This is a genomic window from Macellibacteroides sp. (assembly GCF_050251695.1).
GTDB lineage: Bacteria > Bacteroidota > Bacteroidia > Bacteroidales > Tannerellaceae > Macellibacteroides > Macellibacteroides fermentans.
Genome location: NZ_JBFWMI010000005.1, coordinates 19,520 through 45,491 on the forward strand (window position 1 = coordinate 19,520; position 25,972 = coordinate 45,491).

Genomic DNA, 25,972 nt, shown 5'->3' on the forward strand with positions numbered 1-25,972 from the left:
CCGGTGAAGACAGCAGACAAATGTGTTGTTTTTATGAATTAAATTCCTTTTTGTCTATCTTTGCAAAAAACAAAAGGAATTTATGAATCATAAAATTGCACCATCTTTACTTTCTGCCGATTTTTTGAATCTGCAGCGTGATGTGGAGATGATAAATAACAGCGACGCCGATTGGTTGCACCTGGATATTATGGACGGAGTATTCGTTCCTAATATCTCTTTTGGTTTTCCTGTATTAAATGCTCTGAAGGATGTTTGTAAAAAACCGATGGATGTGCATTTAATGATTGTTGAACCACAGAAGTTTATTAACGAGGTGGCAGCTACAGGTGCATATATGATGAATGTACATTACGAGGCCTGTACACATCTTCACAGAACCATTACTGCTATAAAGGAGGCCGGTATGAAAGCCGGAGTTACTCTTAATCCCCACACACCTGTATCCTTACTTGAAGATATTATTCAGGAACTGGATATGGTATTGCTTATGTCTGTTAATCCCGGTTATGGAGGACAGCGCTTTATTGAGCATTCGGTGGAAAAGGTGAAAGAGCTAAAAAAACTGGTTGACCGTAAAGGGTTGTCAACTTTGATTGAAGTGGACGGTGGTGTGAATGCCGAAACCGGAAAACGTCTGGTTGATGCGGGTGCCGATGTGTTGGTAGCAGGTAATTATGTTTTTAAATCGCCCGATCCGGTCGAAACTATCCGGCAACTCAAGGCAATATAAATAGCAATGATAAATGAAATCAGAAAGCGGCCTTTTACGAGGCCGCTTTTTTTATTGTTAACCGGAATCTTACTTCAAATCTATCTTCCATCCTCCATATTTACGTGGACGTTGTTGATTGTGGGAGTGGGTGGTCTGCAGGTCGCTATGCACCCCAAAATCAAACCTTTATACAAATATAAATGGGTATGGGGAGCAGCTTTCTCTTCTCTGTTGCTTTTCCTTGCCATGCAAAATATGAAGTTTCATGAAGATAGGCTAAGATGGAATTTCCCGGAAGAAAAAAGAATGCAGGTGTGGGCTCAACTTGAGGATTCTCCGGTCGAGAAGAATAAATCCATCCTGTGCGAGATGAAGTTACTCTCCACTCCATCCGCTCAAAAGCGAATTTTAGACCGGCGTGTTCAGGTTTATTTTCCGAAAGACACTCTAATATCTTCTCTTTTACCAGGCGAAAAGCTTCTTTTAAATATGCGGTTTACTCCCGTTGGTCAGCGAAACGAGCCACAGGGTTATTTGCATTACCTTCGTTCTAACGGAATTGTGGCCACCGGTTACTGTGCCGATTATGCGATTATTGGTGATTTGGAAGAGAGCTCGTTATCGCTAAAGCATAAAGCATTGCGTTTTCGGCAGCGTTTGGCCGACCAGATCAATCAGTTGTCGCTTCCTCAAACGGCAAAATCAACCTTGGCAGCACTGACCTTTGGTCACCGAGCTACACTGGATAAAGAGATCCTGAAGGATTTTTCTACGACGGGAGTAATGCATATTATCTCGGTAAGCGGTTTCCATGTAGCAATTTTCTGTACATTTATCTCTTTTATGCTGTCAGCCTTTCCCAATACGGTCGGATTTCGTCTGATTCGGTTTCTGTTCACCATAACGTTCCTTTGGGGATTTGTATATGTGTCGGGTTTGTCGGCACCGGCAGTGAGAGCCGGACTTATGCTCACGTTCTTTCTTGTTGGCCGATTAATTTCCAGGCGTGCCGATAGTTACAATATATTGGCTGCTTCGGCTTTTCTTATGCTTGTGTACAATCCCTGGTTTCTATTTGATGCCGGATTTCAGTTAAGTTATATTGCGGTTTTCTTTATTTTGTATTTGCAGCCCAGGTTAAACAGTCTGCTCACTATCCGAAATCCCTTGCTTGCGACTCCAAGAGACTGGACATCCGTTACATTGGCTGCTCAAGCTGGTACAACTCCGCTGTGTTTATATGTATTCGGTAGGTTTTCATTGGTATTTTTATTTACCAATCTTCCCCTTGCCGCTTTATCCACATTGTTGATCCCATTAACCGTGGCATGGTCGTTGGTTTCTGTTGGCATGGGATATCCTGTATGGGGACAGGAAATCATCGAGCTTTTATGCAGATGGATGCTTTGGATTGTAACGTCTTTTGGCAGAATACCAGGAGCATCCGTGAGTTTTTCAATTGGATTTTGGGAGATGCTGGTCAGCTATGGCAGTATCGGGTTTTTCCTTTATTACCTGAAACGCCGTGCTCCATATGCTCTGCTGGTGGCACTTGGCTGTTTACTAATTGTATTTGTATTAATGCTAAAAGCCCGATTCGTATACGCTGGTCCATAAAAAAGTAGTACCTTTGCCCTAGTAAAAACAAAACTCTATGATTACAAAAATCATTCACGAAGACAAGATACAGAAAGCTCATAAATATATAGAAAAAGGAGAGAGCTTTGTAATAGTAACCCATGTTTCACCCGATGGAGATGCGATAGGATCTGCTCTTGGATTGTTCCATTTCCTTAATGCCTATGGGAAGGAGAATGTTTCGGTGATTGTTCCCAATGATTACCCCAATTTTTTGAAGTGGATGCCGGGAACCAAGGATGTAACAATTTACGAGAAGTATCCCGAATTTTCTGAACAGTTGATCAGTGATGCGGATGTGATTTTTTGTCTCGACTTTAACGATCCCAAACGAATTGAGAAACTGGCAGACCCGGTATTAAAGTCGGAAGCCCGTAAGGTGTTGATCGACCATCACCTGCATCCGGTTGAGTTTTGTAACGTAACGATGTCTTACCCCAACATTTCATCAACCAGCGAAATGGTATTCAGGTTTATCTGCCGCATGGGCTTGTTCGACCTGATTGATAAAAACGCAGCCGAATGTATCTATACAGGGATGATGACCGATACCGGAGCATTTACCTATAATTCCAATCACCCGGAAATATATACCATAATCGGTGAACTGATAAAATTAGGCATAGATAAGGATTTGATCTATCGGCGTATTAATCAGGTTTATTCCGAAGGACGTTTACGTTTGATGGGCTATGTGCTGTACGAGAAAATGAAAGTGCACCATGATATGCAGGCCGCAATGATTGCCTTGTCGGTGGACGAGCTAAACCGATTTAACTACCAGACTGGCGACACAGAGGGCTTTGTAAACTTACCCCTCAGCATCGAAGGTGTATCTTTTTCAGTCTTTATCCGCGAAGATTCCGACTACATTAAAATATCTCTTCGCTCGGTGGGCGATTTCCCCTGCAACGAATTTGCTGCCAAATATTTTAATGGCGGAGGGCACAAGAATGCTTCCGGTGGCGAGTTTTATGGTACTTTGGAAGATGCAATAAAAAGGTTTGAACAAGGTTTAACGGAATTTAATCCTAATAATACCGAAGATTTTATCAAACATAAGTAAGATGTTACGGTGATTATTTATCTTTGTCGTTCAATGTTAATATAAACGGGCAATCAGTCCTAACGAATTTAAATTAGAGATGAAAAAAAGTTTTAATATTCTGTTGATTCTATGTGCGGTACTGGCAGTTGTATCGTGTGGCGATAAAACCAAATCGTATACCGATATGCTGAATGCTCAGGAAAAAGCTATCGAGGCATTGATCCGCGACAGTGGAATTGTTGTATTGAAAAACTATCCTGAGAATGGCGTATTTAAGGATAAAGAATTTGTTTTGTTACCCAACGATGTTTATATGCATGTAATTGATTCCGGTAACGGAACCCGGGCCGTGCTTAGTCAAACAACTGTGCTGACAAGATTTAAAGGCCTTTTGCTGGATACTGATACCGTTATACCCTTCGAGAACTTCAGCAGCTGGAAATTTCCTGTAGAATTTAAATATGGAAATTACAGTACACAAGTAGATAATAATGCATTTAACGCTTTCCTGAGCGAAGGTTTGGGAACTCCGCTGCAATATGTGGGCGACCGTGCCAGAGTGAAACTTATCGTACCTTTCCAGGTGGGAAGTACAATCGGTACCTATTCACAGCAGAGCGCCGGTACTCCTGTCTATTATGATTTAGTGACCTATCAATTTGATTAAATATAACTTATGACACTGATTAAATCTATTTCAGGTATTCGGGGAACCATTGGAGGCAAGCCCGAAGATGGATTAAGCCCGCTGGCAATTGTTAAGTTTGTTGCGGCATACGCTACCTTTATTAGAAAAAGCACAAAATTGAACACCAACAAAATTGTGGTTGGTAGAGACGCCCGTATTTCCGGCCCGATGGTAAAACAGATTGTTCTAGGAACGCTTACCGGAATGGGATTTGATGTGGTAGACATTGATCTGGCAACTACCCCCACAACCGAGATGGCTGTTACAATGGAAAAAGCCTGCGGAGGAATCATCCTTACCGCCAGTCATAATCCTAAGCAATGGAATGCCCTCAAGTTGTTGAACGAAAGAGGTGAATTCCTGAATGCTGCCGAAGGGAATGAAGTATTGGAAATAGCTGCTTCAGAAGATTTTACCTTTGCCGATGTAGACTCGTTGGGAAAAGTTACTGTAGATACAACCTATAAACAGAAACACATCGAAAGTGTGTTGAATCTTGATCTGGTGGATGTGGAAGCGATTAAGGCTGCCAATTTCAGAGTGGCTATCGACTGCGTAAACTCTGTAGGAGGGGTTGTTTTACCCGACCTGCTTTATGCACTTGGCGTAAAGGAGATATTCAAATTACATTGTGCGCCTCATGGAAACTTTGCACACAATCCGGAGCCGCTGCCACAGCATCTTACTGAAATATCAGAGTTGATGAAACATGCAAAGGCTGATATTGGCTTTGTTGTTGATCCGGATGTGGACCGTCTGGCCCTGGTATGTGAAAACGGAGAAATGTTTGGTGAAGAATATACGCTGGTTGCTATCAGCGACTATGTACTGAGTCATACTCCCGGTAATACGGTAAGTAACCTTAGTTCAAGCCGTGCCTTGCGTGATGTAACCGAAGCACATGGATGTACCTATCAGGCAGCAGCTGTAGGAGAAGTAAATGTGGTAGCCAAAATGAAAGAAACCAATGCCGTTATCGGTGGCGAGGGCAACGGAGGTGTTATCTATCCTGCCAGCCATTACGGACGCGATGCTTTGGTAGGTATCGCTCTTTTCCTGAGTCATCTGGCAAAGAAAAAAATGAAAGCAAGCGAGCTTCGCGCCAGCTATCCTCCTTATTTCATCTCAAAACAGAAAGTTGAGCTTACTCCCGAAATTGATGTGGATGCCATTCTAGAAAAGGTAAAGGAAAAGTTTGCAGGCAACGATATTACAGATATCGACGGTGTAAAGATAGACTTCCCGGACAAGTGGGTGCACCTTCGCAAAAGTAATACGGAACCGATTATCCGTATCTATTCAGAAGCCCATACAATGGAGGAAGCCGACGAATTAGGAGGCCAGTTAATTAGCATCATTCACGAAATGTGTAAATAACAATCCAAAATACAAATCAAAAAGGAGAGTACGCAAGGCTCTCCTTTTTGATTTACAAAGATTACTTAGTGTTATAAGTCGGGTAACACCCTATCCAATTCTCCTTCAAAGTTGGGCGTAAAGATTCCTTTACCCATACCAGCCTTAACTTCGGCCAGCGTCCAGAAGCGTCCTTCTTCAATCTCGTCTTTGTTTGGCAAGATAACTCCATTGTAAGTAGTTTTGTAGGTATGAACCAGTTCACGCTCAATTTCCGATTCAAACTCATAGCATGTTACAAGCTGGGGAGTAAAACCAATAATTCCAAGTTCCTCCATAGCCTCCCTTCTAAGAGCGTCTTCTACTGTTTCACCCCAATCTACATGACCACCTACAGCTGTATCCCATTTACCCGGCTGTATATCTTTGGATTCGGAACGTTTTTGAAGGAACAGATCACCAGCATCATTAAAAACATGCAGGTGGATAACCGGATGCAGCAACTTACTTCCGCTATGACACTCTTTACGCGTTGCTTTTCCTATAACGGAACCATCGGAGTCGACCAACGGAAACCACTCTTCTTTTTGCATAGCTAATTATTATATGTATAGTATACTTCCCTTACCTTCATTAGCAAGGAAACACTCATTGATAAAATGCAAAGATAATGAACTTTATCTTTTACGATAGAATGATATATGTTATAGAAGATGTAAGAAAATAAATTAGAAATCTACAATACCCCGCAACTATTTTACAAAGTAAGCCGTTTTAAATGTAAGTGTTTGATTTACCGGCAAAAGCCTGTAATAGCTCAGCACGTTTTAAAGACCCTTATTTGATGTTTAACTTTTAAATTTAGTAAAATGACTAAAGTAACTGCCTATTTGCTATTTAATGGAAACTGTGAAACAGCTTTCAATTTTTATAAAGACGTTTTTGGAGGCGAATTGCATATTATGCGATATAAGGATATGCCTCAATCGGATCAACCGGTTCCGGATTCGGAAAAGGAAAAAGTGTTACACCTCAATCTTGATGTGAAAGGCGAGATGCTGCTGATGGGCTCCGATTGCTCCGAAGCATTTAGTCCCCCGGTAAAGTTTGGAGATAACATTGCCCTTACCATTAGTCCCGACAGCGAAGAGGAGGCTCGCCGGATTTTTAACGAGTTATCCGAGGGAGGAACAATCCAGATGCCGTTCGAAATAGCTTTTTGGGGATCATGGTATGGTATGTTTACCGATAAGTTTGGAATTAGCTGGATGGTAAACTATGATATTCCTAAATAAGTGATTGGGAGTAGAAGGTGAGATTAGATAAGTAATCGCACATTGTAATATATGAGATCAGAATTGGGTCACATCCATATCCTGATCTCATCTTTTAGTAAATAAACATATCGAGGATGCTAATGAAGACAAGATATCACTTGTTTTTGCATAAAGATAGGTTCAGATTGAAAGAAGAAAATAAGATCGGATATATTAATTCGTACTAATTTTCCGTTATTTAATTGGTCAGCTTAATTAAAATTGTATTTTTGTCCAAACTAAAATAAATGCAAGGTAAATATCTATATATGCCATGGATATTATGTGGTCTGGTCGCAGTGGTGCTTCTGGTACTGCAGGGAATACTGCTTGGAAAGAGCTATGAAATTCTTTTTAAGCATTTCACTCACGACATGATACTCCTTTATATCTCATCGTTGGTAACATTTATGCTTTTTATTATGGGAGCTTTTATTCTTGTTTATTCTTTTAACCACCAGCGGAAGATAAACCAGATTAAAATGGATTTTTATACCAAAGTATCATCTACCTTGCATACTATATCTCAGTCGGCCGCCAATGCCAACAACTCCAAGCAAGTATTCTCCGAACTCAGAAAGGGCGAGAACCGGATCCAGGCCATGTTGTTTATCGAAAAAGAACAAGAGGGGTTCTACGTACGGAATGTTTCTGAATTTAATATTATTGAGGCTCTACAAGAATTAAAAAACACCTGCATCAACGAAAGTACGATGCCTCTTACCATCCGCATTACCGACAGAATGGATTCTCCCCTGATAAAAGCCGATAAAGAGCATCTGATACGTGCTATATATATCATTGTTGATCAGCTGGTAGCTCTCTCGCCGGGTAATACATATATTCAATTGATAACAGAGAAAAAGAATCACGTATTTTCCCTTACAGTGGAGGGCGATGGCGTTCTTAATATCAAGCAAGATAGCAGAGCTAACCACCGGGTAAAAGCTGATAGTCAGGACCCGGAAAAGGAAAATGAGGGACAGGAAGAGGAGATTGACTATGTAAACTTAGTTGTTAAAGCACAAAATGGCTGGATAGAGTCGGGAAATCATTTCGGTCAAGGCAATGAAATAAGTATCCACTTGCCACAGTCTTCCTAATTATAAGCTGCGAATACCTTCCTTTATTTTGCAGAACTAAACTGCAGCATAAAGGAAGGAATCAAATATCAGCTGGCAGGACAATCCTTTTTGAGTAAATCAATCCATTTGTCAATTCTGCCGTTGGTGAGGGTACTTTCATTTGTTTCATCCAGAACCAGACCTACAAACTTCCCGTCCACAACCGATTCGGAATCTTCAAACTCATACTCTTCCGGATCGCTCCATCCATAAAATGTAACGCCGCTGCCCTGTAATTCGCGATAGAGTATACCCATACCACTGCAGAAAGAGTCGCTGAATGATCCCGAATCCCCCAATCCGAATAAAGCCACAGCCTTACCCGAAAGATCCAGTTTTTTTACTTTACCGATGGCATTATCCCAGTCATCCTGCAGATCGCCGCTACCCCAGGTGGAAGTACCCAATATCAACAAATCGTATTGAGTCAACACATTCAGATCCACTGATGAGATATCATATACATGCTCGCTGCCCAAACCGAGTTTCTCAGCAATACGTTCGGCAATTTCGCCGGTTGTTCCTGTTCCGGAACCATAAAATATACCTATTTTTTTCATACGGAGTTAATTTAAAAATGTAAACATGTAAGCTTTGTAAGACTACAATCTTGTTATTTCACAAAGATAGCAGACAAGCAAAGACTATAAAATCCCTATTTATAGGTATACTTTGGTTGTAAAATCATTATATGTAGGTATGAGCTGTGAGCAAGTTAGAGCGACAACCTGTCCTTTAGCAACTTATAACCGGCACTGCTGGCACGCAGGCATTTACCGTTTTTCAGCAAAACATGGTAGCTCTCTTTACCATATAATTCGACCCTGAGAATCTGTTCCACATTGATAATGTACGATCTGTGGATGCGAACAAACCGATGAGGAGGTAAACACGTCTCGAAATACTTCATCGTCTGCTCTTTAAGGTATTGCCCGCTTGCGGAGAAAAGCATCACATAATCACCTTCCGCCTGCAGGTATAAAAGCTCGTCCAATCGTACGATATGAATTCTTGTTCCGGATTTAACCGCAATATGATCTGTAATCTCGTGCTTCAGCAGAGATTCCTTCGGTTCTTCATTATCAGGTAATCCAGACGGTTCTGTAGTTGTCTGACAATTTACTTCAATGGAATCGTTTACATCCTTTAGTTTGCATAACCGGTACCACTGCAACAAGATAACCCAACATAAAATACCCAAAAGAACCCTGATAGGTAGAGTTCGAATGAAGTAATGGTCTATTTGTCCGTCGGCATAATCAAAGAAATAGAGACTGGCAAAAGAGAGAGACAGCCAAAGTCCCAGTGTTAAAAAAGCAACCAGCGCTTCAAGTAAAGGAGCCCTTGTTACATCAACCATGTACCATAGCAGATATCCCAGACAGGCAAAAAGAAAAACAGAAAACAAACTGTCGGCCGTAATCACATTGAATGGCATATCTACGTATAGATACAACAAGATCCATTGATTGGTTACGGCCAACAAAGTAAGCAGACTGATCGATACTTTTTCTTTCTTTGAAGCAAGAAATGGATGCATGGTACGAGCGTCTAATTATTTAATCTCTAAACTTCCAAACGTAACCGTACCCTTTATAACCAATGTCCGATCCGAATTAGCACTTCCGTGGTCCATCCGTTTATCATCCGAAGAACCCAGAAAAGGATGTGCTTCGTTCCGTATATTCCACTCACCCGGAATATATAATTCGATGCTTCCAAAGTAACAATTCACATCCAGCACCGTGGTGCCCAAAGGAAGAGACGTCTTTCTGAAATCAATACGGGTGGCTCCAAAACCATTTTCAACGTATCCACCGTTAAAAACAGGATCCAGTACAATCCGTTTTACATCGCCAAAGGTGTTCCGAGAATCCACATAACCGCCGGAATTTTCGTTGACTGTTGTGAATTTATTTCTGTGGTAATATTCGGAATCCTTGCTGCCTCTTTTAATAAGTATGCCAACACCTATAATCACAAATATTATCGGCCAGAAGGTGAACATGAAGCCGGATGAAAGCATTCCTATTTTTTCTGCCCAGAAGGCCGATCCAAGAAAAAGGACTACCAATCCGCCGGGATAATTTTTATTGGCTAATAAAAATATCCCGATTACTACCATCAGCGTTTGCCACGAAATAAACATTCCGAACAGCGTATTATCGATCATATTCAGATTTCTGAAAAGAAAAAGAATACCACCTATTATAAATAAAACGGGTAGAAGAACAGATTTGGGCATTCCGGGTTTGGGCTGTTCAGAGCGTTCGGAATCTTTGCGGTCTTGAGGAGGATTAATAATTTCCATATTTTTTAGTATTAAAATGAATATACCACAAAACTATATGGTATCTTTTGCTATATCAATAGTAAATAGGTAATTAGCTGCAAAAAAGCGATGAATAGCCGAAAAAAGCCGACAAACAAAGCTCAATTGCAAAGATAATAAAATACCCGAAGGTATATTATGAAGCTGCTACTAATCCATACCGATCTAATATAAATCAAAAAAGGCTCTTGCATAAAGGCTAAATTCAATTAATTTTATAACCAAAACCGGAGCAGACTTCCGGATATCATATTATTAATATAAAAGTACAAATGAAAAAAGTAATCATAATAGGGGCTACATCGGGTATTGGATACGAACTTGCCAAAGGATATGTAAAGAAGGGTTGGCGGGTAGGTGTGGCCGGGCGACGTATTGAAACGTTGGAGATCTTCAAATCTTCGGCTCCCGACCAGATAGAGATTGAGCAGATAGATGTTACGGAAACAGATTCTCCGCAACAACTGCAGAGGCTTATTGATAATGTGGGAGGGATGGATCTGTTTATCCTGAGTGCGGGGGTAGGGAACCAGAACCGGAAATTGAATCCGGATATTGAGCTTGCCACGGCCCAGACCAATGTGGTTGGCTTTATACGCATGGTAACTTTTGCTTGTCAGTATTTTAAAGAACAGCGCAAAGGGCATCTGGCAGTTATCAGTTCCATTGCCGGTACCAAAGGATTGGGGGTGGCTCCTGCCTATTCGGCCACTAAAGGATTTCAGAATCTGTATATAGATGCACTTGCTCAACTTGCACACATGGAAAAGCAGCCAGTCGTCTTTACGGATATCCGCCCCGGATTTGTTGAAACGGCCTTACTTAAAACGGGCACCTATCCCATGTTGATGAAACCGGACCGTGTAGCCCGCAAGATCATGAAATCGATCAAACGTAAAGAACGTGTGGTTGTAATTGATAAACGTTATGCCATAATTGTCTTTTTCTGGAGACTTATTCCCCGATGGATATGGGAGCGCATTTCTATAAGCAATAAATAGGTTACCATAGGAAAATCCCGACACTTTTCCGGATGCATAATTGAGCATGCCGGTGTATCTTAAACAACCAACACAGACCTTCAGGAAGCGGCAGCATCCTCTAAAATATCAATTTATTATACTATTTTGATATTATTTGCATTGTATTGAGTTAATATCTACATTTGAGCAAACCATATCACGAAAACCATATTAAAATAGAACATATGAAACTAAATTATGAGGTACGCTACGCCGCGCACCCTGACGATGCCAAAAGCTACGACACAACACGGTTGAGAAAAGACTTCCTTATCAGCAATCTGATGGTTGCCGACGAAATTAATTTGGTCTACACTATGTACGACCGACTGATTGTTGGAGGTGCTGTTCCTGTATCCGAAACGATGGAATTAACAGCTATTGATCCCTTACGCGCTCCCTTCTTTTTGTGGCGCCGTGAGCTTGGTATTATCAATGTAGGAGGTTCTGGTTTTGTAGAGGTAGACGGACAAACGTTCGAACTTGATTATAAAGAGGCTTTGTATTTGGGAAAAGGCGATAGAAACGTACGATTCAGCAGCAAGGACAGTGCCAATCCGGCGCACTTTTACTTTAATTCGGCTCCGGCGCATTGTACGTATCCCGACAAGAAGATTACCAAAGCCGAAGCGAATATCCTCGAACTGGGTAGCCTGGAAGGTTCTAACCACCGTGTGATAAACCGCATGATTGTACAACAGGTTCTTCCAACCTGCCAGCTTCAGATGGGGATGACCGAACTTAAGCCAGGTAGTGTTTGGAATACAATGCCGGCACATACACACCCCCGTCGTATGGAGGCTTATTTCTACTTTGAAGTGCCTTCAAGTCAGGCTGTCTGTCATTTTATGGGCGAGACCGACGAAACACGTCACATCTGGATGAAGAATGAAGAGGCGGTGATTTCGCCTGTATGGTCGATTCACTCGGCTTGTGCAACCAGCAACTATACTTTTATCTGGGGTATGGCCGGTGAGAATCTGGATTACGGCGATATGGATGGTTGTGCTACCGAAGATCTTAAATAATCAGACTATACCATGAATACACAAAATGAAAAAATGACAAACTACCGTTGGGTGATTTGCAGCATGTTGTTTTTTGCCACAACGGTAAACTATATGGACCGACAAGTACTTTCCCTGACCTGGAAAGATTTTATCGCTCCGGAATTTCATTGGACGAATGCCGATTACGGAAATATTACGGCCACATTTTCAATTATTTATGCGCTTGCCATGCTTTTTGCCGGGAAGTTTGTGGATTGGATGGACACCAAAAAAGGATATTTATGGTCCATCGGCGTTTGGTCTTTCGGTGCCTGTCTGCATGCTCTTTGCGGCATCGGTACCGAATGGGTGGTGGGATTAGATAGTGCCGAGGCATTACGTATTGCAGAGGGAGCCGACTTAGTGGCAAAGATTGCATCCATCAGTGTTACCTTCTTTATCATCGCCCGCTTTGTTTTGGCAGTAGGTGAGGCCGGAAACTTCCCTGCAGCAATTAAGGCTACTGCCGAATTCTTTCCGAAGAAAGACCGTGCTTTCGCTACCAGCATTTTTAATGCCGGGGCAACTGTGGGAGCTTTGGCCGCACCGGTAAGTATTCCCTTCATTGCCGCAAGTTTCGGCTGGGAGCTGGCATTCCTTATCATCGGGGCTTTAGGTTTCGTATGGATGGGTTTTTGGGTATTTATTTATAAAAAACCCGAGGCTCACCCCAGGGTTAATGCTTCCGAATTAAGCTATATCCGTCAGGATAACGACCACGAACCCGCAGGAACTTCAGAGGCTCCGGCCAAGAAAATGCCTTTTATGCAATGCTTTACATATAAACAAACCTGGGCTTTTGCATTTGGTAAATTTATGACGGATGGCGTTTGGTGGTTTTTCCTTTTCTGGACTCCGGCTTACTTAAGCTCGGTATACGGACTGGACTCCACGCAAAGTGCACCTCAGATATTTGTTCTTTACCTCATTACCCTGCTGTCTATTGTAGGTGGATGGTTGCCAACCTACTTTGTAGAAAAGAAGGGAATGCATCCCTATGCTGGACGTATGCGTTCGATGCTCATCTTCGCCTTTTTCCCTTTATTGGCATTGCTCGCACAGCCTTTGGGGGGGATGACCGAGGAGTTTGGTGCTTTGGCAGTCTGGTTTCCTGTGGTGATTATCGGTATCGCCGGAGCGGCCCATCAGGCCTGGTCGGCCAACATATTCTCTACCGTAGGTGATATGTTTCCCCGTTCGGCTATCGCTACCGTTACCGGTATCGGAGGAATGGCCGGTGGTGTTGGAGCATTTGTCATCAACATGAGTTCGGGGGTATTATTTGACCATGCCACAAATACTCAGATGCAATTTATGGGTTTTAAAGGAATTGAAGCAGGTTACTTCATCATCTTTTCTATTTGTGCTGTATCCTATCTGATCGGATGGGTAGTAATGAAAATGCTTGTTCCTACCTATAAAAAGATTAACTTATAATTAAACGTAAAAACTATGGTAAATTTTTCATTAGAAGGTAAGGTGGCACTTGTAACAGGAGCTTCTTACGGTATAGGATTTGCATTGGCTATGGCCTATGCTCAGGCTGGCGCAACCGTTGTATTTAACGACATCAAACAGGAGCTGGTAGATAAAGGTCTTGCCGCCTACGAAGCCGAAGGTGTAAAAGCGCATGGATATGTATGCGATGTAACTAACGAGGACCAGGTTAATAACATGGTTGCACAGATTGAAAAGGAGGTTGGAGTGATTGATATTCTGGTGAATAATGCCGGAATCATTAAACGTATTCCCATGCATGAGATGACTGCTGCAGAGTTTCGCCAGGTAATAGATATTGATTTGAACGGACCGTTTATCGTGGCTAAGGCTGTTATTCCTTCCATGATTAAGAAAGGACACGGTAAAATTATAAATATATGCTCGATGATGAGTGAGCTGGGCCGCGAAACGGTATCTGCCTATGCTGCTGCAAAGGGGGGACTTAAAATGCTTACCCGCAATATCGCGTCCGAATATGGCGAACATAATATACAATGTAACGGTTTGGGACCGGGTTATATTGCCACTCCGCAAACTGCTCCGCTACGTGAACCGCAGGCAGATGGAAGCAGACATCCGTTCGATTCTTTTATCATCGCCAAAACTCCTGCAGCCCGTTGGGGAACGCCCGAAGACCTTGCCGGTCCGGCTGTATTCCTGGCATCGGATGCTTCCAACTTCGTAAATGGTCATATTCTTTACGTAGACGGTGGAATATTGGCTTACATCGGAAAACAACCCAATTAAATTGCGTATGAAGCTTATTCTTAGTTTTTTATGTGCAGCCATTCTGTTTGGCTGCACTTCAAATAAAATAGCCACGCTTGCCGTACAGAATGTTTCTTCCGAACCGCGCGAGAATGAGATGGTGGAAATAAATGTGGATCCGCAGTGGACAACCGCTCCCTTTATTCTGACCGATTCTACTGGAAAGGAGATTCCTTATCAGCTTACCTATAATAATAAGCTGATATTTCAGGCCAGTGTACCCGCACGCAGTGAAATGCGCTACCAACTAAAAGCAGGTGTACCCCAGAAGGTGGATACCATCGTAACAGGAAATCAATATCCCGAACGGGTTGATGATATTGCCTGGGAGAACGACCGTATCGCTTTTCGTACCTACGGACCGGCTTTGCAGGCCAGCGGCGAAAAGGCTTACGGTTATGATGTCTGGGCAAAACGGGTGTCGTATCCCGTTGTGGCCGAACGTTACCGATTGGAATTAAAGGAAGGAATAACCTATCATAAGGATAATGGCAACGGCTGCGATTTCTACAAAGTAGGTCCTACGTTAGGAGCAGGAACTGCAGCACTCATGGTTGCAGATACGTTGGTGTATCCCTATTGTTATGATACGTTCGAGATACTGGATAATGGTCCGCTACGTTTTACCGTAAAACTTACCTACCATCCGCTTAAGATTAATACAGATACCGCTGTTGTTGAAACACGATTGCTATCGTTGGATGCCGGATCGCAATTAAATAAAGCAACAGTTTCGTATGAGGGACTGTCTACAGCCACTCCTTTGGCAGTAGGTATTGTATTACATGATACAACTACTAATTTGCAAGCTGATGCGGATCTGGGGTACATAGCCTATGCCGATCCGGTGGATCGTGATAACGGACAGCTTTATCTGGCAGCTATTTTACCGGGCGGAGAGGTTAAGTCGGCACAACCAGTCTACTTTACTGCCCAAGAGCAAAAGACGCGGGGAGCCAACGGCCATTTGTTAGCATGTACTACTTACCAGCCAGACAGTAGCTTTACATACTATTGGGGTGCCGGATGGAGTAAATGGGGCTTTGCCACACAAGATGATTGGTTTAATTTTGTGAGAAAAGAATCCGCAAAGAAGGCCGAACCTATGATGGTGATAGTCGTAGAGTAATAAGCACATAGTTATAGCTGGAACATGTTATCTTCTGAAGCATTGCAGAGGATAACATGTTTTGTTTTTTTTATCCTGTTTATTCGAATCTTATTTGCTTCGTATTATAAAATAACTAACTTTGAAGCTTTAACGAAATCTACAGGTTATGAAAAACTATTTTCCCTTTCTTTTGCTGATCTTCTTTACTCTCTGCGCCTTTGGTAAGGCTCCCAAAGAGGGCCTTTTATGGAAAATTTCGGGCAACGGCCTAACCCAACCCTCTTATCTATTTGGCACATGGCACGGAGATACCGAGCTCCGCAATCAGTCTTTTCTTGACAGTGTTCCTGGTTTTCATGCCTCTTTTCGCTCCGTAAAGCAGTTTATGTGCGAAAACAGATTTGCTGTATTACCAAAAGCTACTAATTCTTCCCAAGATAAACTTAGGGCACTGATATTGTTGCCCACGGATACTACCTATAGCGATCTGCTGGATAAGTCACAAATAAATGTACTTGATACCTTTCTAACAAAGAAATTAAAGGTAACCTCGGACAAAATGAACCTGCGACCCAACGTCTTATCTTTTATGTTTTATCAGATGATATCTGAAGATACGGTTAGAAGCCGGATCCGGCAGAAGGTGATGATTCTTGAAAGTTCAACCCGTCTTCCTGATTCGGTTGTAATTGCCAGAAGAAAACAACTTTATAGTGAACAGGATATTATGGATATTGCCTTACTTAAAAAAGCAAAAGCAAAGGGGTTGGAATTAATAGGATTGGATGAACTTATTGGATATGAGCCTAACACAATATTCACTACTGATATGACATTGAAACAACAAGCCGATTCCCTTGTTCAATTCATAAATCGTTCAGGCTTTGATGATATTGTAAATACCAAGAATCTTATGGTCGGTGGTGTTCGGGATGCTTACCGCGAACAGAACATCTACAAAGTGAAAGATGAAAAACAGAAACTGATTGATGAGATTGTTAAAATGGATTCAGGGTTAAAAAATCAAATGGAAGAAACAAGACAATCATTGGGTCCAGATAGAAACAGAGATTGGATGAAGCATATTCCAACATACATTAAGAATAAATCTACCTTTATTGCTGTAGGAGCAGCTCATCTTCCCGGAGAGGAAGGACTTATCCAGCTACTTCGTGATGCCGGATATACGGTGGAGCCCATGTAGATGATTTAAAGGAATCTATGTTATAAGTAATTCTAATATGCCCAAGAATAGCAATCGATATAGATTGCTATTCTTGGGCATATTAGAATTACTTGACGGCCACTTTAGTTATTGAATTGTCAGAATTAGGATAAAATCTTTAGTAAAAGATTTAGAGACAATAAGCGCTGATTAATAGTTTTAGAATCTTTCGTGTTTACCCTTGCTTTTTTCCTTTTCATGAACGAATAGGTACATAGCTTTATGCTTTTTTACATATTTGTGTATCTAACTAATTCAAATCATGATACAAAATAAGAAAGTGACGATTTGTGCTTGCGCGTCGCGCTCTTTTGTCAATAAAGATAAAGTGGCCGTAATTGCTGCTATATTGAGAAATGAAGAATACTCAGTAACCGTTATACCTGATCTTTGCGAAAAAGTGATACAGACATCGTCCGAAATAACGGAAATAGCTTCCTCTCTTATTATTGCATGTTATCCCCGTGCCATTCGCTCTCATTTACACAGACTGAATCTAGTTGCAGAAAGAATTTTGGATATCCGAAATTCGGGTTGTGACGAAATTCTAGACCAATTACAGATAAAACCTTGTTCTGATAAAGAAAATTTACCCGGAAAAGAATCCACCCGAAAGGAAATAGATGCCTTTCCTGTAGAAAACGGTACGGATGCCTGGTATCCTGTTATAGATAAAGAAAGATGTTCGGAATGTGGAAGGTGCCGTGACTTCTGCCTGTTTGGTGTATACACTTTCGAAAATAGACAAATAAAGGTGGCCCAACCACAAAACTGTAAAAACAACTGCCCGGCATGTGCCCGCATGTGCCCAAGTAAAGCTATCATATTTCCAAAATACGAAAAATCTCCTGTAAATGGTGGTCTGGACGAAGAAGAACACTTCGCTTCCGAAGAAATGGACGCGATGTACAGAGAAAGACTTAAAATGCGCCTTGCCCAACGTAAGGCAGGCGTTTCACTACTCAAAGATCAGTAACGTATGACGTATAAAGAATATATAACAACGGCAAAGACTTCGCTGCGCGTTGCAAGGGAAAGCTCCCCCCGGCTGATATGGAAGTTTTTCTACAACTTCGGATGGCAAAGTGTAATGAATATGAACCGGTTTGAAAAGAGGCAGAAAGAAGGCAAACCTTTTTTTCCGGCTTTTGTGATGATTTCTGTAACGGAGACTTGCAACCTGGCTTGTAGCGGCTGCTGGGTATCGAAGGGCGGAAAACAATCATTGTCCATGCAACAGCTCGAAGGGGTTATTGAAAGCGGCAAAAAGAAGGGGTCCTATTTCTTTGGAATACTTGGTGGAGAACCATTGATGTATAAGGGTTTGCTGGAAGTGCTGGAGAGACATCCGGAATGCTACTTCCAGCTGTTTACCAATGGAACGCTGCTTACTGAAGAGTTGGCTATGCGTCTTAAAAAGGCCGGCAATATTACACCGCTTATCAGCATCGAAGGGCTGGAAGAGGAGAGTGATGCCCGCCGCGGAAAAAACGATGTTTTTGACCGGACATTGGCTGGCGTTAGGGCTTGCCACAAAGCAAAATTAATTTTCGGTGCGTCAGCCAGTATTTGCAAAAGCAATTACAACGACCTGGTGAACCGTAGCTATATCGAATTGCTTGCCAAAGAAGGTGTTCATTACCTTTGGTACTATATATATCGTCCTGTAGGAAGCGATCCACATCCGGAAAATGCGCTTGACAAGGAGCAGATTAGGGAATTTCGCCGTTTTATTGTTGAACAACGCAAGGATGCTCCGTTATTTCTTATCGAAACTTATTGGGACGACAAAGGCAATGCAATTTGTCCGGCTGCCACAGGAATGAGTCACCATATCTCTCCTTCGGGAGCTGTGGAATTTTGTCCTCCTTTACAGATGGCAAAGGATTATATCAATGAAGATGCCTCCAATCTGGCGGAGTTATTCGAAAATTCAACCTTTTTGGCTGACCTTAGAAAGATGACTGCCGAAACTTCAAGGGGATGTATCTTGCTGGAGAATCCTCAAAAGCTGGCGGAATTTCTCGAAAAACATCAGGCAACGGATACTACCAGCCGTGGTACCGTGCTGAAAGAATATAAGGAAATGACCTCTCTGGCTGGTCATAATATGGAGGGTGAAGAAATACCTGAACAGAGTATTTTCTACAAACTGGCTAAAAAGAAATATTTTTTTGGTTTTGGTGCTTACGGTTAATTTGAATAAGTATGAAAAACAAAATGTTACATACCGTACCGGATACATACAAAAAGCGCAGCGAACTGCGAACGCTTATTAATTCCTTTATCGGCAGCCGGTTGCTCAGACCTCCCTTGTCGATGGATGATCTGTCTTCCCTGGCCGACGGAATGATAAAAGAGCACTTACTTGATCCGGAAATTAAAGGCTGGATGATGGTTGAGATTAACAACTGTGTGTGGCAGGAGACTGTTTCGTCAGTTCCTTATGAAAAACGAATATTGCTGCTTCCCAAATGTTTAAGCAACTCTTCAAAATGCGAGGCTGAGGTAGATGAACTGGGATTGTTGTGCCATAAATGCAACCGTTGCTCTATACCAGATTTGCAGGATAAAGCTGACAGCCTTGGTATGATGAGTCTGGTTGCCGAAGGTTTTACCTCGGTGATCGGGTTGATTGAGAACAGGGTGGTGGATGTGGTCATTGGGGTGAGCTGCCTTGAGTCGCTGGAAAAAGCTTTCCCGCTACTCATAAACAATGCCGTTCCGGGTCTTGCCATTCCGCTGAATAAAGCCGGATGCAAGGATACGGATGTGGATTTAAATTACGTAAGTAGCCTGATGAGCATGCTTTCGGACACTGAAGTCACGTTACTGGATTATAATCACCTGAAATCGACTATCAGGGAATGGTTTTCGACCGACAATCTGAAGCGGTTACTTTCTCCCGCGATGGAGCAAACTTCACAAATTTCCGTTGATTGGCTTGGGGGAGACGGGAAACGGTGGCGTCCTTATTTGCTGGCGGCAACTTACCAGGCACTGAGCCACGACAACGAATTTCCGAATGCGGTTCAGCTGGCGGCTGTTGCTGTGGAATGTTTTCATAAGGCATCTCTCGTTCACGACGATATTCAGGATAATGACTCCGAACGATATGGTAAACAGACTGTTAATTCTGCCTATGGAGTTCCCGTTGCCATCAACGTTGGCGACATGCTTTTAGGGGAAGGTTATCGTTTGCTCGTAGAAACGGGAACAATGGAACTGATAAAGGTTGCTTCCGAAGCACATATTGCCCTCTGTAAAGGACAGGGTATGGAATTGGAATGGAGTCTTTCTCCTCGTTCGCTTACGATGGATTTTGTGATAGATATCTTTTGTAACAAGACTGTGCCGGCCTTTGATGTTTCTTTAATCATGGGCATCATTTGTTCCGGCGATGATTTAGCACTTCGCGGCGTTTTGCATAAATATTCCCGTGCGTTGGGAATTGCTTACCAATTGCTGGATGATATAGAGGATTTTGAAACGGATCAACCGGTAGAGTTGCGCCCGTCGTCGGTACTGGCTGCTCTTTGTGAGCAATCGGCAGATCCTGTGTTTATCGAAACGCTCTTACAAACAGAAAACCTGAAAGCCTTTTTGTCGCTTCCCGAGAATAAACCTTTGCTGCTTGCCGCTATCAGTCGGGTGGAACAAATGGCTGATAATTACCGTGATGAGACTTTAAACGCATTGCAGGAAGTATCCAATATTGAATTGAAACGGTTGCTTTTCAGAGTAGCCAAACGGATTTTGAAATAAAGAAGCCGACAATAAAGTGATGAAAGACACCCTATCCATAAAGCTATTCAAGACCCTGCAAAAGGGAAAAAAGAAGCTCAGCGAAGAAGCCCTCCACCGGATGGCGGACTTTGTTAATTCGCAAAGGACGGATGTGGACAGTTTTATGAATAAAAGTGGAAGGGAAGATATCTATTATACGTTGTTCGGCTGGATGCTTTCTTACGTGTTAGGAGTCAGGCTGGATACAAAAAAAATGACTGCTTACCTTACCAGACAAGATATGGGGCAGATGGATCTGATTCACTACGCTGCTTGTATGCATTGCCGTATGATGCTGACCCTGATGGAAGGGGGTATTTCCCGTTTGCTGTTTAAAAGAATCTCTTCGGTTGAGGTGAAGCCTTTGTCTGAATTTAATGGTGTGCCGCATAACGATCCGCAGTCGCCTTATTCCCAATATATCTGGTTGTCGTTGCTCGAGGATACGGGGAATTCAGTAAAAAACAAAGAGACTGTGCTTGATTCCTTGTCGGAATACCATGTGCCTCTGGGAGGATATGCAAATGTACCGGGCAGCGAAAGGGCAACTACAAATGCGACAGTGGCAGCTCTGGCTGTAAGAGGAGCTTTGGCGAATTACAGGAAAAACGAGGATATTTTATATTTACAGGGGCTTCAGGAGAAGACAGGAGGATTCAGTGCTGCTATAGGTTCTCCGCTTCCTGATCTTTTATCGACTGCTACTTCGCTTTTTATGCTGAAGTGTTACGAGGTAAAACCTACTTTTTCTCCCAGCCATTTTATAGAAGCCCATTGGCTGGATACAGGAGGTTTCTCTGCCACGCTTTTAGAGGGGAACAGTGATGTGGAATATACTTTCTACGGACTTTTAGCATTAGGAGCAATATGAATAAAAGAAACGAGATAGAAGAGATGATCAGAACGCTGCGTGCCGAACTTTTGCAGGCGCGTACACCGGGGGGAATGTGGAAAGGACAGCTGTCTTCCAGTGCCATTTCAACCTCTGTGGCTGTTTTTGCGTTGCATCTGATTGATGAGGAGAGGTATGCTTCCTATATCCGGAAAGGTGTGGAGTGGTTGAAAAACACGATGCAAAACAACGGTTCCTGGGGCGACAGTATGGAAAGTCCTTCTAATCTGACTGCTACGTTGCTTAGTTACGCTTGTCTTTATGCGACTGATGGTGCGCCATCGCAAACGAAAGAATACCTGTCGGTCCGATTTGGAGGAACAACAGATCAGGATATCATAAAGGGAGTACTGGCTTATTACGGTAAAGACCTAACTTTCTCGGCTCCCATACTTGTTATGTGTGCTTTGGCAGGTGTCATAAGAAGCTGGAAGGAGATTCCTCAGCTTCCCTTTGAGTTGTCGGTTTTGCCTCAACAACTGTTCCGTTTCTTGCAGCTCCCTGTGGTGAGTTACGCTATTCCGGCGCTGATTGCCGTGGGAATCATGCGGTACAGAAAGGGTAAGAAAGGGATTGATTCGCCAATACGTGAAGCATTTATAGGCAGGTCGCTGAAGGTATTGCTAAAGTTACAACCGCTTCACGGCGGATTTCTCGAAGCGGCACCTCTTACTGCTTTTGTTGCCATGTGTATGACCGGAGCAGGTTACCGGGAACATGTAGCCACACAAAGGGCTGCGGGTTTTCTTACAAATACGGTTCGTGAAGATGGTTCATGGCCTATCGACACAAATCTCTCAAGCTGGGTTACGTCATTAAGTGTAAGGGCATTGGGTGATGATATAGAAGATAAACAGGTATTGGCAAATTGCATCAAACGAAATGCTTTTGCTTCCCGGCACCCTTTTACCGGTGCCATGGAAGGCGGCTGGGGTTGGACAGATTTACCCGGTGCAGCACCTGATGCGGATGATACCTCCGGTTCACTGGTTGCATTACATATACTCATGGATGGAGCTTATTGTCAGGAAGTCGAAAAAGGAATTAAATGGTTGCTGGCTTTGCAAAACAGGGATGGTGGCATGCCTACTTTCTGTAAAGGATGGGGTAAGCTTCCTTTCGACAGGAGTTGTGCCGATATTTCCGCTCATGCGTTGCTGGCCATGCAGTTATGGATGGATAAACTCCCGGAAGTATTGCAAAAGAGATGCAGAAACAGTGTGCAAGATATGTTGCAATGGATGCAGAAAAACCAAGCGAAAGATGGTTCATGGATGCCGCTTTGGTTTGGAGATCAGCATGCTAAAGATGAACGTTCACCAGTTTACGGTACGTCAATGGTGGTCGAATATCTTGCCACTTCGGAAGAACCTCTGGCCCGTGAGATGAGAGAGAAAGGATTAAAATACATCCTGGCCGTACAAAACGCCGACGGTGGTTGGGGAGGAGCTAAAGGTGTACCCTCTAAAGTGACGCTCACATCCCGCGCGCTGAGTGCGCTTGCCTCTTACCTGATTTCCGAAACGGAAAGAGGAGCCATGGAGCAGGCTTTTGAATACCTCCGTCGTAAATATGAAGCCGGACAGTTGTTTCAGGCCGAACCAATTGGACTTTATTTCGCCCGTCTCTGGTATTCGGAGAGGCTGTATAATATAACATTCGCGCTTAATGCGCTGAAGAAGTTTCAGACAGTATTTGATTGATAATAAATAATAGAATCATGAAAAAAAGACTAATCGCAATTTTATCTCTTGCTTCGTTGACATTGTTTGCGCAAGACAACATTCAATGGAGAGGTACCGATCGTACGGGGATTTATACTGAAACCGGTTTAATGAAATCCTGGCCTGCTGCAGGTCCGGCAATGTTATGGAGTTACGATGCCCTGGGCGAAGGACATTCTTCGGCAGCCATTGCTTCGGATAAGATTTACCTGACAGGGATGACTGATGGCAAAGGTTATCTGTACGTATTCGACCTGAAAGGTAAGTTGCTGAATAAAAAGATGTACGGACCGGAATGGAATGAAAGTTACAACGGTCCCCGTGGCACTGTTACCCTGAACGATGGAAAGCTTTACCTGATGAGCGGGGTGGGCGATCTTTATTGTTTCGACGTAGCTACGCTGAATGTGGTCTGGAAAAAGAACATACTGAAAGAATTCAAGGCATCGAATATTGTCTGGGGTATAAATGAAGCTCCACTGATTGTCGGCGACAAGGTTATTGCAACCCCTGGAGGCAAAGAACACAACATGGTGGCTCTTAATAAGAACACCGGGGCTTTGGTATGGAGCAGCTTGGGTGAAGGTGATGCAGCTGCCTATTGCTCGCCATTATATATAAAAGACCAGCAGGTTCCGCTTATCGTAACGATGACAGCCAATCATATACTTGGTATCGACGCTAACACGGGCAAGGAACTATGGTCGCATGAGCACACAAACCGTTATTCCATCCATGCCAACACACCGGTTTACGGAGATGGTATGATTTTGTGTACCAGCGGATACGGATCAGGCTCTATTATGTTACGCCTCAAAAACGGAGGTAGAAGTGTTGAGCAGGCATGGTCATCCAAAGAAATGGACAATCGTATCGGGGGTATGGTGAAAATAGGAGCTTATGTTTATGGTTCCGGAGATAACAACAGGTTCTGGTTCTGTGCGGATTGGAAAACAGGTGCAATAAAATACAAAGAAAAAGGTTTCGCGATGGGTAATATCATTGCTGACGACGGTATGTTGTACTGCTATACGGACCGGGGAGACATGGTTCTTGCCAAAGCAAATCCAGTAAAGTTTGAAGTAGTAAGCCGTTTTCAGATTACAAAGGGAACAGAACAGCACTGGGCGCATCCGGTAATTTATAAGGGAGTTCTTTATGTGCGTCACGGCGATAGTTTAATGGCCTACAAAATCAAATAAAGGAGCATTGCTTTCAATTAATTAAATTCCGAAGTATATCGTGAAAGAAAAAAAAATAATTGTTAGTGTTACCGTCTTGCTGGTGCTTATTTATGCCGGAGCCATCATAGGCTGGCATCTGTATGCGCCCCGCGAAAATATATTTGTCCAGGCTCCGGGAGCCGACAATCGTCCGGAAGGGTCTGCACGGAAAGCTGATGACGTACTTATCGGCGAGTATTTTATGAAATATGGAGAGACCTCTTCGTCTCTTACCGGAAAATGGAGCAGCTTTCGGGGCGAACGTTATGATAATCTGATTGAGACTGCCGAAAAGATAAATACTTCCGCGAATGAATATCCTGTCTTATGGAGCTTTGAAACGGGAGAAGGTCATGCCGCCCCGGTTATTTACAATGGCAGGGTTTATCTGCTGGATTATGATGAGGGATTAAAATCGGATGCGCTTCGCTGTTTCTCTCTGGAAACAGGTAAAGAGCTTTGGCGCAGATGGTACCGTGTTCCCATCAAACGAAATCATGGTTTCTCCAGAACCGTTCCGGTGGTGAGTGATACGTACGTTATCACGATTGGACCGCAAGGGCATGTGATGTGTTGCGACCCGTTGACAGGCGATTTGAAATGGTCGCTCGATATGCAGAAGACTTTTAAAACAGAAGTGCCTTTTTGGTACACAGGACAGTGCCCGCGTGTGGAGGATAATACACTGATACTCGCTCCTGCGGGAGAAGAAACTTTGCTGGCAGGAGTTAATTGTGAATCGGGGGAGGTGCTTTGGCAAACCCCCAATTCGGTGAAGTATAAAATGTCGCATTCGTCTGTGATGCCTATGACGTTGGGAGGTAAAAAAACATATGTCTATGTTGGAGTAGGCGGTGTGTGTGGAGTTTCCGCAGAAGAAGCAGATCGTGGAACGCTGTTATGGGAAACCAGCAAATGGCAGCCGTCTGTTGTTGCCCCGTCACCTCTGAAAATTTCCAGCAACAGTCTCTTTCTTGTAGCCGGTTACGGAACAGGAGGAGCCTTATTGCAGGTAACAAATTCGGGTGGAAAATGGACAGCCTCGGTAACGGACCAATACAAGCCGAACGAAGGTTTATCAAGCGAACAGCAGACTCCTGTTCTCTATAAAAATATGATCATCAGCGTAATGCCAAAAGACGGTGGAGGTCAGCGGGAGAGATTGGTTTATTATTCGGCATCCGACCTGCACACTTTGGTGTGGAGTTCGGCATCCGACGAACGCTTTGGATTAGGTCCTTACGTGGTTATAAATAACCTGCTTTTTGCATTTAAGGACGACGGAGAACTTTACGTGTACGAATTACAGGCCCGGAGCATGAAACTATTGAAGAAGCAACGTATCATGGAAGGAGCCGACGCTTGGGGTCCATTGGCTTATGCCGATGGAATGCTGATCGTACGGGATGCTCATACGGTAAAGTGTCTGAAAATTGTATAAATCTACTAGAATAT

Annotated in this window: 24 protein-coding genes; 20 read left to right on the forward strand and 4 right to left on the reverse strand. The window is 43.1% G+C overall.

Going from position 1 to position 25,972, the window contains the following annotated elements; all coding sequences use genetic code 11:
* Positions 1-82: 82 nt before the first annotated feature.
* The 5 genes from rpe to glmM all read left to right on the forward strand — a co-directional run bounded on the left by rpe (position 83) and on the right by glmM (position 5,466).
* Positions 83-733 carry a ribulose-phosphate 3-epimerase gene (gene rpe, locus AB7E53_RS01540; RefSeq protein ID WP_446772361.1) on the forward strand — a complete coding sequence of 217 codons (651 nt, stop codon included), beginning with the start codon at positions 83-85 and terminating at the stop codon, positions 731-733.
* Between the two features lie 6 nt (positions 734-739).
* Positions 740-2,332 (forward strand): ComEC/Rec2 family competence protein, encoded by a 1,593-nt coding sequence (locus AB7E53_RS01545; RefSeq protein WP_446773757.1) that lies wholly within the window; start codon positions 740-742, stop codon positions 2,330-2,332.
* A 37-nt stretch (positions 2,333-2,369) separates the two neighbouring features.
* Complete coding sequence (locus AB7E53_RS01550; protein ID WP_350456154.1) at positions 2,370-3,419, forward strand: bifunctional oligoribonuclease/PAP phosphatase NrnA; 1,050 nt, start codon at positions 2,370-2,372, stop codon at positions 3,417-3,419.
* A gap of 79 nt (positions 3,420-3,498) precedes the next feature.
* Positions 3,499-4,068 carry a DUF4827 domain-containing protein gene (locus tag AB7E53_RS01555; protein WP_079681864.1) on the forward strand — a complete coding sequence of 190 codons (570 nt, stop codon included), beginning with the start codon at positions 3,499-3,501 and terminating at the stop codon, positions 4,066-4,068.
* Positions 4,069-4,077: 9 nt separating this feature from the next.
* Positions 4,078-5,466, forward strand: coding sequence for a phosphoglucosamine mutase (gene glmM, locus AB7E53_RS01560; RefSeq protein ID WP_446771956.1), 1,389 nt, complete (start codon positions 4,078-4,080; stop codon positions 5,464-5,466).
* A gap of 71 nt (positions 5,467-5,537) precedes the next feature.
* Here the strand turns inward: glmM and AB7E53_RS01565 are convergent, their stop codons facing one another.
* Positions 5,538-6,038: an NUDIX hydrolase gene (locus AB7E53_RS01565; RefSeq protein WP_079681866.1), complete on the reverse strand. Its 501-nt coding sequence runs from the start codon at positions 6,036-6,038 to the stop codon at positions 5,538-5,540.
* Between the two features lie 276 nt (positions 6,039-6,314).
* Here AB7E53_RS01565 and AB7E53_RS01570 point away from each other — a divergent pair, with 276 nt between their 5' ends.
* Together AB7E53_RS01570 and AB7E53_RS01575 are read left to right on the forward strand one after the other, a co-directional pair.
* A complete protein-coding gene (locus AB7E53_RS01570) occupies positions 6,315-6,740 on the forward strand; it encodes a VOC family protein (protein WP_079681867.1) in 426 nt (141 codons plus the stop codon).
* 290 nt (positions 6,741-7,030) lie between these two features.
* A complete protein-coding gene (locus tag AB7E53_RS01575) occupies positions 7,031-7,864 on the forward strand; it encodes a hypothetical protein (RefSeq protein WP_446773759.1) in 834 nt (277 codons plus the stop codon).
* Between the two features lie 68 nt (positions 7,865-7,932).
* On the opposite strand, the gene fldA is transcribed toward AB7E53_RS01575, so the two are convergent.
* From fldA to AB7E53_RS01590, 3 genes are all read right to left on the reverse strand, one after another.
* Entirely contained in the window at positions 7,933-8,445 is a 513-nt protein-coding gene (gene fldA / locus AB7E53_RS01580) for a flavodoxin FldA (RefSeq protein ID WP_179399287.1), read from the reverse strand.
* Between the two features lie 155 nt (positions 8,446-8,600).
* Complete coding sequence (locus AB7E53_RS01585; RefSeq protein ID WP_446773761.1) at positions 8,601-9,425, reverse strand: LytTR family DNA-binding domain-containing protein; 825 nt, start codon at positions 9,423-9,425, stop codon at positions 8,601-8,603.
* A 15-nt stretch (positions 9,426-9,440) separates the two neighbouring features.
* Positions 9,441-10,196, reverse strand: a complete 756-nt coding sequence (locus AB7E53_RS01590) for a LiaF transmembrane domain-containing protein (RefSeq protein ID WP_421467685.1) — start codon at positions 10,194-10,196, stop codon at positions 9,441-9,443.
* Between the two features lie 293 nt (positions 10,197-10,489).
* On the opposite strand from AB7E53_RS01590, the gene AB7E53_RS01595 reads away from it, so the two are divergent.
* The 13 genes from AB7E53_RS01595 to AB7E53_RS01655 all read left to right on the forward strand — a co-directional run bounded on the left by AB7E53_RS01595 (position 10,490) and on the right by AB7E53_RS01655 (position 25,958).
* Positions 10,490-11,218 carry an SDR family NAD(P)-dependent oxidoreductase gene (locus AB7E53_RS01595; protein ID WP_446773763.1) on the forward strand — a complete coding sequence of 243 codons (729 nt, stop codon included), beginning with the start codon at positions 10,490-10,492 and terminating at the stop codon, positions 11,216-11,218.
* A gap of 206 nt (positions 11,219-11,424) precedes the next feature.
* On the forward strand, positions 11,425-12,267 hold the full coding sequence (kduI, locus tag AB7E53_RS01600) for a 5-dehydro-4-deoxy-D-glucuronate isomerase (RefSeq protein ID WP_079681873.1): 843 nt from the start codon (positions 11,425-11,427) through the stop codon (positions 12,265-12,267).
* Positions 12,268-12,279: 12 nt separating this feature from the next.
* The gene (locus AB7E53_RS01605; protein WP_446773765.1) at positions 12,280-13,725 is read left to right on the forward strand and encodes an MFS transporter; all 1,446 of its coding nucleotides are present in this window, start codon (positions 12,280-12,282) and stop codon (positions 13,723-13,725) included.
* A gap of 15 nt (positions 13,726-13,740) precedes the next feature.
* Positions 13,741-14,535, forward strand: coding sequence for a gluconate 5-dehydrogenase (locus tag AB7E53_RS01610; protein ID WP_079681875.1), 795 nt, complete (start codon positions 13,741-13,743; stop codon positions 14,533-14,535).
* A gap of 7 nt (positions 14,536-14,542) precedes the next feature.
* Positions 14,543-15,685, forward strand: a complete 1,143-nt coding sequence (locus AB7E53_RS01615) for a DUF4861 domain-containing protein (protein WP_446773767.1) — start codon at positions 14,543-14,545, stop codon at positions 15,683-15,685.
* Positions 15,686-15,833: 148 nt separating this feature from the next.
* Positions 15,834-16,871 carry a TraB/GumN family protein gene (locus AB7E53_RS01620; protein WP_446773769.1) on the forward strand — a complete coding sequence of 346 codons (1,038 nt, stop codon included), beginning with the start codon at positions 15,834-15,836 and terminating at the stop codon, positions 16,869-16,871.
* 283 nt (positions 16,872-17,154) lie between these two features.
* The gene (locus tag AB7E53_RS01625) at positions 17,155-17,868 is read left to right on the forward strand and encodes an ATP-binding protein (protein ID WP_446773771.1); all 714 of its coding nucleotides are present in this window, start codon (positions 17,155-17,157) and stop codon (positions 17,866-17,868) included.
* 3 nt (positions 17,869-17,871) lie between these two features.
* Positions 17,872-19,089 (forward strand): radical SAM/SPASM domain-containing protein, encoded by a 1,218-nt coding sequence (locus tag AB7E53_RS01630; protein ID WP_446773772.1) that lies wholly within the window; start codon positions 17,872-17,874, stop codon positions 19,087-19,089.
* A gap of 11 nt (positions 19,090-19,100) precedes the next feature.
* Positions 19,101-20,657 carry a polyprenyl synthetase family protein gene (locus tag AB7E53_RS01635; RefSeq protein WP_446773774.1) on the forward strand — a complete coding sequence of 519 codons (1,557 nt, stop codon included), beginning with the start codon at positions 19,101-19,103 and terminating at the stop codon, positions 20,655-20,657.
* A gap of 19 nt (positions 20,658-20,676) precedes the next feature.
* Positions 20,677-21,549, forward strand: a complete 873-nt coding sequence (locus tag AB7E53_RS01640; RefSeq protein ID WP_446773776.1) for a prenyltransferase/squalene oxidase repeat-containing protein — start codon at positions 20,677-20,679, stop codon at positions 21,547-21,549.
* Positions 21,546-23,273, forward strand: coding sequence for a prenyltransferase/squalene oxidase repeat-containing protein (locus tag AB7E53_RS01645; RefSeq protein WP_446773778.1), 1,728 nt, complete (start codon positions 21,546-21,548; stop codon positions 23,271-23,273). Before AB7E53_RS01640 ends, AB7E53_RS01645 begins: the two co-directional genes overlap by 4 nt.
* A gap of 17 nt (positions 23,274-23,290) precedes the next feature.
* Positions 23,291-24,496 carry an outer membrane protein assembly factor BamB family protein gene (locus AB7E53_RS01650; RefSeq protein WP_446773780.1) on the forward strand — a complete coding sequence of 402 codons (1,206 nt, stop codon included), beginning with the start codon at positions 23,291-23,293 and terminating at the stop codon, positions 24,494-24,496.
* A gap of 40 nt (positions 24,497-24,536) precedes the next feature.
* On the forward strand, positions 24,537-25,958 hold the full coding sequence (locus tag AB7E53_RS01655) for an outer membrane protein assembly factor BamB family protein (RefSeq protein WP_446773782.1): 1,422 nt from the start codon (positions 24,537-24,539) through the stop codon (positions 25,956-25,958).
* Positions 25,959-25,972 lie beyond the last annotated feature (14 nt).